The organism is Mycobacterium sp. 852002-51613_SCH5001154 (genome assembly GCF_001667425.1).
GTDB lineage: Bacteria > Actinomycetota > Actinomycetes > Mycobacteriales > Mycobacteriaceae > Mycobacterium.
In genome coordinates, this window is record NZ_LZII01000005.1 from 13,750 (window position 1) to 28,265 (window position 14,516).

General features: G+C 65.5%; 14 protein-coding genes. 5 read left to right on the forward strand and 9 right to left on the reverse strand.

Going from position 1 to position 14,516, the window contains the following annotated elements:
* Window positions 1–9 precede the first annotated feature (9 nt).
* Genes A5750_RS00540 through A5750_RS00575 form a run of 8 tightly spaced genes read right to left on the reverse strand, consistent with a single transcriptional unit; the run spans window position 10 to window position 8,996 of the window.
* On the reverse strand, window positions 10–1,269 hold the full coding sequence (locus A5750_RS00540) for an MlaD family protein (protein WP_066946881.1): 1,260 nt from the start codon (window positions 1,267–1,269) through the stop codon (window positions 10–12).
* Window positions 1,266–2,480, reverse strand: coding sequence for an MlaD family protein (locus A5750_RS00545; RefSeq protein ID WP_197505317.1), 1,215 nt, complete (start codon window positions 2,478–2,480; stop codon window positions 1,266–1,268). The genes A5750_RS00540 and A5750_RS00545 overlap by 4 nt, the downstream gene beginning before the upstream one ends.
* The gene (locus A5750_RS00550; RefSeq protein ID WP_255360739.1) at window positions 2,477–3,592 is read right to left on the reverse strand and encodes an MCE family protein; all 1,116 of its coding nucleotides are present in this window, start codon (window positions 3,590–3,592) and stop codon (window positions 2,477–2,479) included. The genes A5750_RS00545 and A5750_RS00550 overlap by 4 nt, the downstream gene beginning before the upstream one ends.
* Entirely contained in the window at window positions 3,589–4,644 is a 1,056-nt protein-coding gene (locus A5750_RS00555) for an MCE family protein (protein WP_066946875.1), read from the reverse strand. Before A5750_RS00555 ends, A5750_RS00550 begins: the two co-directional genes overlap by 4 nt.
* Window positions 4,637–5,692 carry an MlaD family protein gene (locus tag A5750_RS00560; protein WP_066946871.1) on the reverse strand — a complete coding sequence of 352 codons (1,056 nt, stop codon included), beginning with the start codon at window positions 5,690–5,692 and terminating at the stop codon, window positions 4,637–4,639. Before A5750_RS00560 ends, A5750_RS00555 begins: the two co-directional genes overlap by 8 nt.
* Window positions 5,689–7,281 carry an MlaD family protein gene (locus A5750_RS00565; RefSeq protein WP_067260597.1) on the reverse strand — a complete coding sequence of 531 codons (1,593 nt, stop codon included), beginning with the start codon at window positions 7,279–7,281 and terminating at the stop codon, window positions 5,689–5,691. Before A5750_RS00565 ends, A5750_RS00560 begins: the two co-directional genes overlap by 4 nt.
* A 10-nt stretch (window positions 7,282–7,291) precedes the next feature.
* A complete protein-coding gene (locus A5750_RS00570) occupies window positions 7,292–8,155 on the reverse strand; it encodes an ABC transporter permease (RefSeq protein ID WP_066946863.1) in 864 nt (287 codons plus the stop codon).
* Window position 8,156: 1 nt separating this feature from the next.
* A complete protein-coding gene (locus A5750_RS00575) occupies window positions 8,157–8,996 on the reverse strand; it encodes an ABC transporter permease (RefSeq protein WP_066946858.1) in 840 nt (279 codons plus the stop codon).
* A gap of 305 nt (window positions 8,997–9,301) precedes the next feature.
* Here A5750_RS00575 and A5750_RS00580 point away from each other — a divergent pair, with 305 nt between their 5' ends.
* The 5 genes from A5750_RS00580 (at window position 9,302) to A5750_RS00600 (ending at window position 13,116) form a co-directional block, all read left to right on the forward strand.
* Window positions 9,302–9,904: a TetR family transcriptional regulator gene (locus A5750_RS00580; RefSeq protein ID WP_066946857.1), complete on the forward strand. Its 603-nt coding sequence runs from the start codon at window positions 9,302–9,304 to the stop codon at window positions 9,902–9,904.
* A gap of 56 nt (window positions 9,905–9,960) precedes the next feature.
* Window positions 9,961–10,242: a phosphoribosyl-ATP diphosphatase gene (locus tag A5750_RS00585; RefSeq protein ID WP_066946853.1), complete on the forward strand. Its 282-nt coding sequence runs from the start codon at window positions 9,961–9,963 to the stop codon at window positions 10,240–10,242.
* A 2-nt stretch (window positions 10,243–10,244) separates the two neighbouring features.
* Window positions 10,245–11,102 (forward strand): ATP phosphoribosyltransferase, encoded by an 858-nt coding sequence (gene hisG / locus A5750_RS00590; protein ID WP_066946911.1) that lies wholly within the window; start codon window positions 10,245–10,247, stop codon window positions 11,100–11,102.
* 122 nt (window positions 11,103–11,224) lie between these two features.
* Window positions 11,225–11,734, forward strand: a complete 510-nt coding sequence (locus tag A5750_RS00595; RefSeq protein ID WP_066946849.1) for a DUF4126 domain-containing protein — start codon at window positions 11,225–11,227, stop codon at window positions 11,732–11,734.
* Entirely contained in the window at window positions 11,731–13,116 is a 1,386-nt protein-coding gene (locus A5750_RS00600; RefSeq protein WP_066946844.1) for an FAD-containing oxidoreductase, read from the forward strand. Before A5750_RS00595 ends, A5750_RS00600 begins: the two co-directional genes overlap by 4 nt.
* Here the strand turns inward: A5750_RS00600 and A5750_RS00605 are convergent.
* A complete protein-coding gene (locus tag A5750_RS00605; RefSeq protein WP_066946840.1) occupies window positions 13,105–14,409 on the reverse strand; it encodes a DEAD/DEAH box helicase in 1,305 nt (434 codons plus the stop codon). The genes A5750_RS00600 and A5750_RS00605 overlap by 12 nt on opposite strands.
* Window positions 14,410–14,516: the final 107 nt, after the last annotated feature.

The following is a 14,516-nucleotide window of genomic DNA, read 5'->3' on the forward strand; positions in this document are numbered from 1 at the left end:
TGTTCGGGTTCAGTGCGGCGGTTCGATCGGCAGCGGGGGCCCGCCGTAGGGGGTGGGGATGGTGTAGCGGCCCCGCGGGGTCGGGTCGGTCCGTTGGCCCAGGTCCGCTCCGGGCGGCGGACCGGCGGTGTCGTCACCGCCCGGCCGCGGCGCGTTCTTGGCGCCGCGGATCGAGACCGCGGGGTCGTCGTCGCGGCAGTAGGTGTACATGAACGGCTCGTAGTAGTCGGCGGCGGAGGAGGCGTGCGATGGCGTCCCGTAGTCGCACACATAACGGGGATAGAGGTCGGCCGTCGCCCACACCCCGTGGTCGTGGAAGGTGCTCGTCACCGCGTCCAACACCGAACCACGGTAGTCAGGGAACAGCGCGTTGAGCGCCGGCACCCGCAGATAGAACAGCTGCGACATGGTGGCCATGCTGCCCAGCAGCTGGACCATCGTGTCGGAATTGTCCGCGAACAGATTGTCGACAGCCGACAGTGTGCGCGGTGTCTGGCCGGTCAACCGGCGATAGCCGGCTTGCATCCTGGCCACGCCGGTCAGCGTCTTGTCGAGTTCCGTTGCGGCAGCACCCAAGCCGGCGTTCTTGTCGCTTACCAGCGTCAGCACGACCCGGCTGGTCTTGATGATGCTGGTGGTCTGGGGCAGCACCGAATCAAGGGTCGACAGCAGGAAGGTGCCGCCGTCGACGATGGCGGTCAGCTTCGCCGGGCCCTCCTTGCTCAGGCTCAGCTCCTTTTTGATCAACTCGAGCTTGTGGGGGTCGACCTGGGCCAGTAGCCCGTCGGCGTCGGCAAGCAACTGCGCCAAGCTGACCGGGACGGCGGTGTGGTCGGACGTGATGAGGCTGCCGTCGTGCAGGTACGGTCCGGCGTCGGATGCGGCCTCGAAGTTGATGTATTGCTCACCGGCCGGCGAGAGCGCCGACACGTGCACGAAGCTGTTCGCCGGGATCCGCACCTTCGACGCGATGCTGGCGACGGCGTTCACCCCGTTGTCGGTGATCTGCAGCGACTCGACCCGGCCAACGCGCACTCCTCGCAGCGCGACATCCTGATTGGGCAGCAGGCCGCCGGAATCCGGCAATTGCACGGTGACCCGGTACGACGAGGCGAATGGCTTCACCCGCAACGCGCCGATGAGCAGGTAGGCGGTGGCAACGACCAAGATGAGCACCAACCCGGCCACCGACAGCCAGACCTGCTGCCGGTGACCGGTGCGCACCGCTCGCACAACGGCATTGGCGAAGTTGTCGACGGCGCGGATCATGGCTGCGATCCTGGCGTGGCCGGTGCCGGCGGGGGCCCGGGTGCGACGTCGATCTGGCCCGGGATGTTCGGGTCCGGGATGACCGGAACCTGCGGTGAGTTCGGACCGCGGCCGACCACACGTTCCTGCAGCCGCCAGAGGGTGTACTTGAGGGTGCCGACGAGCAGGTTCACGTTGTAGTGGTGCGGTCCGTGCAGTCCGATGTCACCGGGGAATCCGATATCGGGGATCGAACCGAGCATGATCTTGTCCACGCCTACGTTCACCGAAATCGAGTTTCCTGCAGTCGATTTGACCAGTGCGGGAATCAGCCGGTTAAGCGCCAGCCAGCTGGTATCGGGGCTCACCGCAACGTCGTTGGCGGCCCCGGCGACCGTGTTCAGGTCACGGATGATGCTGCGGCCGCTGGTGTCGGTCCCACCGATCGACGGGAACCTGGCCAACAACCGGGAGGTGTCGCCCACCTGCACGGCCAGATCGGAAAGCTCGGTGGTGTTGTCTGCCAGAGCCGAAGTGGCGGGACTGGCCGCCGCCATCAGGTCGGCGATCGTCTGGTTCTTGGCGTCGAGTTGGTCAGCCAGTCGCGACAATTGGGTCAACGCGCTCGAGATTTGATCGGACCGGGAATCCAGTCTCCCGAGCAACTCGTTGGATTTGCGGATCATGTCCCCGAATGCCTGGCCCTGGTCACCGGTCGCCTTGCCGAAACCGTTGATGATGTTGGTGAAATTGCGTACCGCACCGCCGTTCACCAGAATCGCCGCTGAGCTCAGCACCGACTCGACGGTCGCCGCGGCCGCCGTCGAATCCAGGCCGATGGTGTCGCCGTTCTTCAACAGCGGCCCGTCGGGATCGTCCGCGGCCGGCGGCTTGAGCGCGACGAAAACGTCGCCCAGCGGTGTCGCGGTGCGCAATTCGGCGGTGCTGCCCAGGGGCAATCGCACGCCGTCCCTGATGCGCAGCCGGGTGACCGCGGTGTAGTTGCGTGCGACCATCGATTCGAGCTGGCCGACGTCGGCGCCGGCGAGCTTCACCTTGGCGTTCATCGGCAGGTTGAGCGCGTTGGAGAACACCGCGTTCAGCGAATAGCCTCCCGAGCCCAGCCCCGGCGCCGGAAGGGGCAGGCTGGCAAGGCCGTTCGTGGCGCATCCCGCGGTGACCATTGCCGCGGCCACCGCCGCAAGCATTCCCCGCGCGCCCGCGGTCGTCACTTCTGCCCCATGGCGGCCATCCCGTCCAGCACATAGGTCAAGCCGAAATCGGGACCGAAATCCTGAATCGTCCCTGTGCTGCATCCCAGTTGCCGCAGGCCCATCAAGTTACAGATCTCTTTGGTGTACTGGCTGTCGAAGAGCAACCGGTCCGTGAGGAAGCGGGCGCGCACGCTGCCGTTCGCCCGGTCGACCATGTTGTAGGCGTTGTCGGCCACCAGTGGAGCAAGGTCCAGGAGCTCGGCCAGGTCGCGGCGCTGATCCGTCACCATCTTCAGCGTGGCATTGCCGTTGAGGGCGGCCTGCTTGATGTTGTCGCGGTTGGCGTCGAGCAGGTCGCCGGCCCGCTGGATCAGTTGATCGAGTTTGCGTCCGGTGTTGCCGCTGCCAATGTCCTCGTCGGCCATGATCTGGCTGACTTGATGGATGGTGGAGGCGAATTCGCGCAACTTCGTGTCATTGGCGGCCCCGGCATCGAACAGCGTGCTGATGTTTCTGACGATCGTGGTGATCTGCTCGCGGGTTGTGGCGCCGCCGTCGCTGGACAGCCGCAGCGCCTCGGAGAGCTCACCCAGCGCCGCTTTGATCTTCTCGCCGTTGCCTTTGACCACCTCGGTGCCGCCGCCCAGCACGTCGGCGATGGGGCCACCGCCATGTCCGTCGCCCTCGAGCGACTTGGTCACCTTGTCCAAGACGTTGAGGACACTGCTGAATTCGACGGGCGTTTTGGTGCGGGGCAAGCCGATGGTGTCGTGGTTTTCCAGGGTCGCTCCGCCGTGATAGGGCGGCGTGAGTTCGATCTGCCGGTCGGTGAGGATTGAGGTCGACACCGTGACGGCCTGCGCGGTGGCCGGAATTTTGACGTGGCGGTCGACGGTGAATTCGACTTCGACATAGCCGCCCTTGGGATTGATCTTGGTGATCTTGCCGACCGGCATGCCCAGTACCGCCACCACGTTGCCCTCGTAGAGGCCCGAGGCGCTGTCGAATTGGGCGGTCAAGGTGATCGCGTCCTCGTCGGGACCCAGGTACCACCAACCGATGCCGGCCACCGCCGCCATGACCGCTACGGCGGCGACGACGGCCACCGCTTTGAACGCCGGCCCCGTCACTTGCAGTCCTTGAAATACTGGATCATGCCGAATTGCTTGGCACGGCCACTGATCGCGCACATCCACGAGTCGATCAACGGAACATTGGGGGCGTTAAAGTTGATCGCGTTGCCGTCGCCCGTGAGGTTGGCCGCCTCCCGGAAGAAGATCGGACTGGTTTGCAGCATGCTGTGCAACAGGTCGTCGTGCGCAGACATCAGGTTGGTGAAGTCCCGCATGTCTTTGATCAGTGCGTCCAGACCAGACCGGTCGTTGACAACAACCTGGCTCATGGTGTCGACCAGGCTGGAGAGGGATTGCATCATCGCGTGGAATACGGCGCGCCGCGCGACGAATTGGCCCAGCAGGTCTTGGCCCTGGTCGACCAGCGTTCCGATGCCGGCCTGCTGACGCCGCAGCGTGTTGGTCACCTGCTCCGTGCTGCGCAGCAGCTGTCCGAGTTGGTCACGTCGTACCGCGATGATCGACGAAAGAGTGTTGATGTTCGAAATCGCTTGCGGCACAACCGCAGGCAGGCCCTCAAGCTGCTTGCCGAGCACCGCAAGCGATTGTGCGAACCGGTCCGAGTCCACCTGCTCGAAGGTGGTGGTGGCGTCCTGCAACGCGGCTTGCAGGTCGTAGGGCACCTCGGTGTGCGCCAAGTCGAAGGTGTTGTTGGATAGGTGCGCCGGGCCGTTGGGTTCCAGCGCGAGGTACCGCGAACCGAGAATGGTGGTGACCTTGATCTGCGCCCGGGAATCCTTGCCCAGCGCGATGTTGTCCCGGATCTTCAGCCCCGCCTCCACATGGTCACCGACGAGTTTCATGCTGGTGACGTTGCCCACCGGGATGCCCGCGACCACGATCGGGTTGCCGGCCCGCAGCGAGGCCGCCTGTAGGAATTCCGCGGTGTAGTGCCGATACCCGGCGCCAAGGGCATGCACGAGCAGCATGACCCCGATGATCACCGCGACCACCCCGACAGCGATGAACCCAAGCCAGGTCTTGTTGTAGCTCTCCAGCGGACGCCTTCTCATCCCCGAAAGTCGAAGCCGTACGGACGAATCAGCCATCAGCCGTACTCCTGCATCTGGGGGTGTGCCACGCCTTATTGCCCGGCGTCGCCGCGTTGATGATGATCGGCACCACATCGTTGAGGCCGGGGAAGAACCCCATGAAGTTCACGTCGCACACGTAGGCATTGCCGTACGCCCCCTGATTGCCGACCCGGGTAAGCCCCTTCAGCAGCAGCGGGATGTTGTCGCCGAAGAAGGCCACCTGCGGTTCGACATCCATGATGTGTTTGGTGACGCCCGGCTGGCGATCGATGAATTCGCGCAGTGCCGGGTAAACGTCCGTGGCCGAGGCCGACAGCCGGCCGGTCACCCGGGCCAGGGAGCCCACCGAGGCAACCAGGTCCGGGCGCCGCGCGTCGAGCTCGCCGACGATGCTACGGGTCTGCGTGATGACCCCGTCGAGGTCGTCGTTCTGCTGGGCCAGGTTGCCCATCACCTTGTCAAGATTGGTGATCACGCTGCCGAGGGCCTGGTCTCGGCCCGCGAACGTCTCTGTGAGCGTGGACGTCTGGCCCACCAGCACGGTGAGCGATGACGCGTCACCTTGTAGCGAGGCGATGATGCCCTTGGTGAGGTTGTCCGCGTCGTGGGGATTCAGCAGGCTGAACAATGGTTCGTAGCCGTTGAGCAGCGTAGTCACGTCGAAAGAGGGTTCGGTGCGTTCCAGCGGGATAGTGCTGCCCGGGAGGAGCGGCTCCGGACTGCCTTCCTTGCCCAAAGACAGTCCGAGGTAACGCTGGCCGACGATGTTTTGATACGTCACCGCCGCGAGGGTGTTCCCGAACAACCGCTGTTCTTGCTGCACCACGAACGAGACTCTCGCCAGTTTCCCGTCGAGATCGATCTTTTCGACGCGGCCGACGCGCACTCCGGCCATCCGGACGTCGTCGCCTTCGCGAAGCCCGTACACGTCGCTGAACACCGCCGAATACTTGGCGGTGTTGCCCGCCACGTCGCGCCGCAGGCTCACGTACACCAGCCAGGTCAGGGTCAGCGAGACGACCATGAACAGGGTCAGCGCGATGAGTGGGCCGCGAAACTTCATTTGGCCTCCCCGGGCGACGGAGCGGGTGGGTGAGCCAGCGACACCGTGGTGCCGCGCGCGACCGGACCCAGCAGCAACTCGGTGGCTTCGGTCGCGGGCGCGCCGGTGATCACGCCAAGCACGTTTCGTTCGTACTGGCTCCCAACGGGTCCCACGTTGCCCCCGAAACGGGAGCCGCCAAAGGAGGCCTGCGGAATCCACGGCGCCTTGGGCGCCACCGGCGCGACCCACGGCTCGTGCGGTTGTGGTGTCGCGGGCGCCCCCGGCGACGGGTTATCGGGATTCGCGCTCCCGGGCACGGGCGGTGACGGCGCAATCCCAGCGGGCAGTGGGGGATTGGGGTCGGACAAGTTGGGGGTTGGATTGATCAGCGGCGGACCCACCGCGACGAGGTTTCCGTCCGGACCGATCACGGTGCCCGGCGGCGGAGCCAGATCCTTGGGTGGTTGATAGTTCTGCGGCAGCAGCACGTCGGGCAGATCGGGCCGCACCGGAATCAGCGGTGCGGTGAAACAGCTGGGTCCCTTCAGTTCGCCGTAGTGCGGACAGTCGGCGCGCGTGTAGGTGGAGCTGGGGGTGAACGTCAGCATCGCGCGCATGTTGCCGAGATTGGTCTGCGGGTTCCAGACCTGCTCCATGAACTGGTTGGCCAGGTTGTCGAGTTTGGCGACCGCGGGCACGAAGTTGTTCGACTTCTGTGCCAGCACACCCAGGACCGGGGTGAAATCCGTGGTTATCCGGATGAGTTGGTCGATGTGGTTGTCGAACGATCGTCGCGTCGTGCCGACCGTGTAGTCCGCACCCGACAATAGCGAGGCGAGTTGCCCGCGGGTCTCGGCGAAGGTCCGCATCGGCTCGACGGCCTGGTGCAATGCGTCGAGCAGATCGGGCGCCGTCTGCGCGAGCCCATTGGTCGCTGCCAGCAATGCGGACACCGTGGAGGGGCCGGTGTCGGTGCTGACAATCGAATTGAGCTGATCGAGAAGTCGATTCAATTGCGCACCTGCGTTGAGCAGACTCACCCGGCGGTGGTCGGTGGCGGCGCCCAGGGCGGCCAGAATCCCCACCGACCTGTCATCGCGGTCGCGCCCGGCCGCGGCGAGCACGTCGCGCAGCTTGCTCACGGTCGTTTGAAACAGAACGGTCGGAAGCCGCTTGTCCTCCGGGATGTGCGCGCCATCGCGGATCTTCAAACGGCCCACCTGGTTTGGGGAGCCCACCAACTGAACCGACGACACGGCAAAGACGTTGCTGGGCACCACGCGCGCGGTCACGTTGGCCGGAATCGACTTGGCGTATTCCTCTTTGAGGTCGATGTGGACAAAGTTGGGCTCGCCGTGCGCTGCGGGCACGACGCCGTTGACCGTCCCGACAAGGACACCGTGGTATTTCACGTCCGACTTTTGCGGAAGGCCATCACCCACGTTCACCAGGTCGGCGATCACCCGCACGTAATCGTTGAGCCTGCCAGTCGATTTGACCAACATCGCGATGGTGAGCAGGGCGCTGACCACCACGACCGCAATTCCGATGCCGAACAGCTGCCGGTCGGAGGGGCCGCGTCCGTCCATCTCAAAGGAATTGGGCATATTTCGCGACCTACCCGCCGAACCGTGCGCCCGAGTCGACGCCCCACAGCGCCATGGTTAGCAGCATGTTCACGATGATCACGACGGTGATGCTGGCTCGCATACCGTGTCCCGCGGCGACCCCGACGCCCTCGGGGCCGCCGCTCGCGTAGTACCCGTAGTAGCACTGGATCGTGGATGCGATCCAGACGAAGATGACGGCCTTGATCAAGGAATAGACGATGTCCTGGCCGGCCAGCATCAGCGTGAAGTAGTGCAGATAGGAACCGGTCGAGCCGCCACTGCCGATCCCCACCACTATTTGGGTACTCAGGTAGCCGATCGCCAGGCACGCGGCGTACAGCGGAACGATCGCCACCACCGAAGCGATCAGCCGGGTGGTCACCAGGTAAGGGATCGGGCGGATCGCAATCGATTCCAACGCGTCGATCTCCTCGGCGATGCGCATGGATCCCAGCTGGGCGGTGAAGCGGCAGCCGCCTTGCATGGCGAAGGCGAGCGATGCCATCAGAGGGGCCAGCTCGCGGGTGTTGACCAGCGAGGAGACGAACCCGGTGGCGGGACCGAGGCCGAGCAGATCCAGGAAGTTGTAGCCCTCGATGCCGACGAGCGCGCCGACGGTCGTGCCGAGGACGACGGCCACGCCGGCGGTGCCGCCGCCCACCACGATCGAGCCGTTGCCCCAGGTGATGTTCGACAACAGCCGCAAGAACTCGCCCCGGTACTGGCGCAGGGCAAGCGGCACGGCGACCAGCGCCCGGACGAAGAAGACCAACAAATGGCCGAGCCGGATGATCGGTACCTTGCCCCTGCGGTAGAGCCTTACGAGCGGGACCGAAATCGGGGCAAGCGGTAGATAAGCGGAGGCCGTCACGTCACAGCCCCGTCCTGGGCGACAACATGATGTAAAGCTGGCTGATCGCTACGTTGACGATCATCAGCAGCAGGATCGCCTCGACGACCGCCGCGTTCACCGAGTTCGCGACGCCCGTTGGTCCGCCCTTGGTGGACAAGCCTTTTTGGCTCGACACGATGGCCACGATCGCGCCGAACACGATCGCCTTCACCAGCGCCAAGATCATGTCGTCGGTCGTCGCGAACGACGCGAATGTCGAAACGAAGCTGCCCGGTGCCCCGTTCTGGAAATACACATTGAACATGTAGCTCGCGAAGAATCCCGCGAAGCACACGACGCCGGTGAGGGCCACGCCGATCATCACGGCTGCGGCGAGGCGGGGGACCACCAGACGGCGGATCACCGAGACGCCCATCACCTCCATCGCGTCGGTTTCTTCGCGCATCGTGCGCGAACCCAGGTCGGCGGTGATCGCCGACCCGACGGCCGACGCCATCAGCACCGCGGCCACCAGCGACGCCCCCTGCCGGATGACCGCGAGCCCGCTGGCCGCTCCGGCCAGCGACGTGGCCCCGACCTGGCCGGCCAGCAGCGCGAACTGGATGGATAGGGTGACGCTGATGGGCAGCGACACCAGGATCGTCGGCAACACGGCGGTGCCGGCCATGAACGCGCCCTGGCGGACGAATTCCTGCCATTGGAATCGCCCGGTCATCAGGTCGAAGAAGAAGTATTGAACGGTGCGCACACCCAAAACGAACTGTTCGCCGACCGTCGTCAGCGAGGCGACCGGGTGACGTTTGACGTATCCGACCGACCAGTCCCGAACGGCGGCGACTCCGTCGACTTGTGTCGTCATAACGGCATGACCCGCAGCCCGACCAGCAAACTAGTGGCGCCGGTCATCGCGTACCAGCTACCGCATTCATCGGCCCTCTCCCCACCCCTGTATTCCTGAGTGCCGAGCAGACGACCTTGAGCGCGATTGAAGGCTATTCTTATTAAAATAGTGTCAACAAGCCCTTAGACTCTGCAGTTCGTTGGTGTGTGCCGCATCACACTAGCCTACTTGATAGGGACTTTCAATAGTGTAGAGTCACTCATCTCGGTTCGTCGCTGGACTGCGCCGCGGGGATTGAATGTTGCATTGACGAAGGTGAAGATATGCCGTCAGCAAACACCGGCTCGTTGCGGGACCGGCGCCGGGCGGCGTTGCTCACCCAGATTCAGCACACCGCGCACCAGCTCTTCGCCGAGCGCGGCTTCGAGGCGGTGACCACCGAGGACATCGCGGCGGCCGCCGGCATTTCCATCAGCACGTACTTTCGGTACGCGCCCACCAAGGAGGGGCTGCTGGTCGATCCGGTCCGCGAGGCCGCCGCCGAGATCGTGGGCACCTACAGCGCCCGGCCCGCTCACGAGTCGCCGGTCGAGGCGTTGATCCAGCTGTTCGTCACGCATGCCAACGATGTCAGCGAGGCTGGCAACCTCGATACCTGGCGTGAGGCCGTCGCCACCGCGCCGCACCTGTTGAGCAAATCCGTGCTCGTCAGCGAAAGCGACCACCGCAAGCTGATCGAGCAAGTCGCAAACCGCATGGGTGTCGATGCGGCAGTTGACATTCGGCCCGCGCTTTTGATCCACACGAGCTTGGCCACAGTCAAATTCGTTCTCGATGGCTGGCTGACTTCGGATACCGCCGGGAGCCCACCGTTTCACGTGCGATTGGAAGAGGCGCTGCGGATCACGCTAGCCGGATTCGACTGACCGGGTGGCTCAAAACGTCACCAGAGTGAAACCGGGGTGACTTTGCTGCGCGCCGCGTGAAACAATCGCTGGCCGTGAAGACCTTCGAGGATCTGTTCGCCGAACTGGGGGAGCGCGCCCGCACCCGGCCCCCCGGCAGCGCCACGGTCGCCGCACTGGACGGCGGCATCCACGGGCTGGGCAAGAAGATCCTCGAGGAGGCCGGCGAGGTGTGGCTGGCGGCCGAACACGAACCCGACGACGCACTGGCCGAGGAGATCAGCCAATTGCTGTACTGGACGCAGGTGCTCATGATCGCGCGCGGCCTGTCCCTCGACGACGTCTACCGGAAGCTGTGAGCGTGCTACGGGTCGCGGTTCCCAACAAGGGCACGCTGAGCGAGCCGGCCAGCGAAATTCTCGCGGAGGCGGGCTACCGGCGTCGCACCGATTCCAAAGATCTCACCGTCATCGACCCGGTCAACCAGGTCGAGTTCTTCTTCCTGCGGCCCAAAGACATTGCGATCTATGTGGGTTCGGGGCAGCTGGACTTCGGCATCACCGGACGCGACCTGGTCCGCGACTCGGACGCGCCGGTGCGCGAACGCCTGGCGTTGGGCTTCGGGTCGTCGAGTTTTCGGTATGCCGCGCCGGCCGGGCGGGACTGGACAACGGCCGATCTGGCCGGAAAGCGGATCGCCACCGCCTATCCGAATCTGGTTCGAAAAGACTTGGCCCAGCGGGGGATTGAGGCCACCGTCATCAGGCTCGACGGCGCGGTGGAGATTTCGGTACAACTCGGCGTGGCCGACGCCATCGCCGACGTGGTCGGCTCGGGGCGCACCCTGAGCCTGCACGACCTGGTGGCATTCGGTGACCCGCTGTGCGATTCGGAGGCGGTCTTGATCGAGGGGGCCGACCCGGACGGCCAAGACGGGACACGGGCGGCGCGCGATCAGCTGGTGGCGCGGATCCAGGGGGTGGTGTTCGGCCAGCAGTACCTGATGCTCGACTACGACTGCCCGCGTTCCGTCCTGGAGAAGGCCACGGCCATCACGCCCGGACTGGAGTCACCGACGATCGCGCCGCTCGCCGATCCGGACTGGGTCGCCATCCGCGCCCTGGTGCCGCGCCGGGGCGTCAACGAGATCATGGACGAGCTGGCTGCCATCGGTGCCAAGGCGATTCTGGCTTCCGACATCAGGTTCTGCCGCTTCTGATCGAACGGGTGCGGTGACCGCGGCTGTGTTAGCGTCCGCCTAGGGCTGTTTCGCCCGTGTCACCCCCATGGGCCGTCATCCCTGACCATTGCCGGGCTGTTCGTTCCCTCAGGAGGGTCTTCGTGACACACGCGCTTATTCTGCTGGTGGCTTTGTTGATCGGTGTCGTCGCCGGGTTGCGCTCGCTGACGGCTCCCGCCGTCGTCGCCTGGGCCGCGTTTTTGGGTTGGATCGACTTGCACGGCACGTGGGCGGCCTGGATGGCCAACATCATCACGGCCATTGTGTTCACCGTTCTCGCCGTCGGCGAACTCGTCATCGACAAGCTGCCCAAGACGCCGGCCCGCACCGCGCCGCCGGTCTTCGCCGCCCGGATCATCATGGGCGGGTTGGCGGGCGCGGCGCTGGGCGCATGGCCGCATTGGACCTATACCGCGCTCGGGGCCGGCGTCATCGGCGCGGTGCTCGGCACTCTCGGCGGCTATCAGGCGCGCAAACGCCTTGCCGCCGTGGCCGGCAAGGACTTGCCCATCGCGCTGCTGGAGGACGCCATCGCAATCCTGGGTGGGTTTGCCATCGCTGCGGCGACCGGTCACGTGCTAACGGAGTACCTGCTGACGGCCGTTAAGTGACAGCGCATTTCGACGCCATCATCGTCGGCGCCGGACAGGCTGGCCCACCGCTCGCGGGGCGACTGACGGCGGCGGGGCAGCGCATCGCGCTGGTGGAGCGCAAACTCGTCGGCGGCACCTGCGTCAACACCGGATGCATCCCGACGAAGACGCTGGTGGCCAGCGCGTATGCCGCCCACCTCGCGCGGCGCGGTGCGGACTTCGGGGTTTCTACCGGACCGGTGAGCGTGGACATGGCCAAAGTCAAGGCACGTAAAGACAACATCATGCTGGGCGACCGCAAGGGCGTCGAGGACTGGCTGGCGGGCATGGACGGTTGCACCGTCTTTCGCGGGCACGCCCGTTTCGAGGATCCGCACACATTGCGGGTGGACTCGCAAAATGGGCAAGACGTGCTGCATGCCGACCGGATCTTCCTCAATGTCGGTGGCCGCGCGGTGGTGCCGGACATCCCGGGCTTGTCCGACATCGAGTTCCTCACCAACGTCTCCATCCTCGAACTCGACACGCTGCCAACACATCTCGTCATCCTCGGCGGGAGCTATATCGCGCTGGAGTTCGCGCAGATGTACCGGCGCTTCGGGGCCCCGGTCACCGTCGTCGAGAGGGGTTCGCGCCTGGCGTCCCGCGAAGACGAGGACGTCTCCGCCGCCGTCCGGGTCATCCTGGAGGACGAGGGCATCGACGTCATCGTCGGCGCCGATGACGTGCGGATCACTAATACCGGCAACGGTTTTGAACTCACGCCTAGTGCGGGTGCTGATCCCATTGCCGGAAGCCACTTGTTGCTGGCCGTCGGCCGGCGGCCCAACACCGACGACCTGGGGCTTGAGGCGGCGGGTGTGCGGACGGACGCCCGCGGCTATATCGTCGTCGACGACCAGCTCAAGACCAACGTCGACCACATCTGGGCGATGGGCGACTGCAACGGCAGGGGGGCGTTCACCCATACCTCCTACAACGATTTCGAGATCATCGCCGCCAACCTGCTCGATGACGACCCGCGCCGGGTCAGCGACCGCATCACCACCTATGCGCTCTATATCGACCCACCGCTAGGGCGGGCCGGCATGACCGTCGACCAGGTCCGCGCGTCGGGGCGCAAGGCGCTCGTCGGTAAGCGGCCGATGACCAGGGTGGGCCGGGCGGTGGAAAAGGGTGAGACGCAAGGCTTTATGAAGGTCGTGGTCGATGCCGAAACCCGGGAGATTTTGGGAGCGGCCATCTTCGGCGTCGGCGGCGACGAGGCCGTGCACGAAATCCTGGACGTCATGTCGGCCAAAGCGCCCTACACCACGCTCGCGCGCACCATGCACATCCATCCCACCGTCAGCGAGCTCATTCCCACCATGCTGCAGGAGATGACGCCGCTATCGGACTGAGCGCGCCGTCGTGGCGGGGCGACGGGAACGGCGTCGGCTGCTACGCGCGGCGGCCGGACCGTGGCCGGCAACCGAGGTCGGCGCGGGCCGCCGGGCCGGGGCCGAGGCGGGCGCGACGACCTTGCGGGGCGCGGCTTCGCCGGCGAGGGCGTGGATGACCGGGGAAGCCGCCGTGACCTGTTGGGGGACGGCCCGAATGGCCGCCTTGCGCATCATCGATTCGGTGTCGCGGCGTTGCTCGGGCAGCGCGATGGTGACCACGTCACCGGAGGCGCCGGCGCGGGCCGTGCGGCCGGATCGATGCAGGTAAGCCTTGTGCTCCGCGGGCGGGTCGACGTGGACCACCAGGTCGACGTTGTCGACGTGCACACCGCGGGCGGCGATATCGGTTGCGACGAGGACTCGCGCGTGTCCGGCCGTGAACGCCGCCAAGTTCCGGTCGCGCACGGCTTGGGAGAGGTTGCCGTGCAACTCCACCGAGGCGATACCCGATTGCGTGAGTTGGCGCGCCAGCTTGCGGGCCTGGTGTTTGGTCCGCATGAACAGGATTCGCCGCGAGTCTCCAGCGGCCAACCGGTGTACCAAGTCTTTCTTGGCTTGCGGGCCATCGACACAGAAGAGGTGATGTGTCATCGCAGGGGTCAGCGACGTCGGGTCGGCGACCGAGTGCGTCACCGGGCTGGTGAGGAATCGTTTCACCAGGGTGTCGACCGCGCCGTCCAGCGTGGCCGAGAAGAGCAGCCGCTGGCCGGTGGCGGGGGTGGCCGCCAAGATTCGGGTAACGGTGGGGAGGAAGCCGAGGTCGGCGAGGTGGTCGGCCTCATCGATGACGGTGACCTGCACCGCGCTCAGATCGATGACGCGTTGCTTCATCAGGTCTTCCAGGCGGCCCGGGCAGGCGACGACGATGTCGACCCCGGACTTCAGCGCCGTGACTTGCCTGTGCTGCGGCACCCCGCCGAAGATCGTGACCACGCGCAGCCGCCGAACGGCGGCAAGCGGCTCGATGGTCGCGGCGATTTGGGTCGCCAGTTCACGCGTGGGGGCCAACACCAGCCCGGTCGGCCGGCCCGGCCGCCGATTACCGGCATCGAGTCGGCTTACCAGCGGGATCGAGAACGCGAGCGTCTTGCCGCTGCCGGTCTTGCCGCGGCCCAACACATCACGGCCGGCAAGCGTATCCGGCAAGGTCTCGATCTGGATGGGAAACGGCCGGTGAGCGCCGCCCTTAGCGAGCGCGTCAACCAACGGCTGGCTCACGCCGAGGTGAGCAAAAGTTTTGTCTTCAAGCATGTTTCATTATCCCTAAGCATCGGTGGTGGCGAGATTGCCCGTCTGGCAACATCGATCGCCGCGCTCGAGGCTGTGCGGTGCGCACCTGGTCATCTCGGACTCGGCGC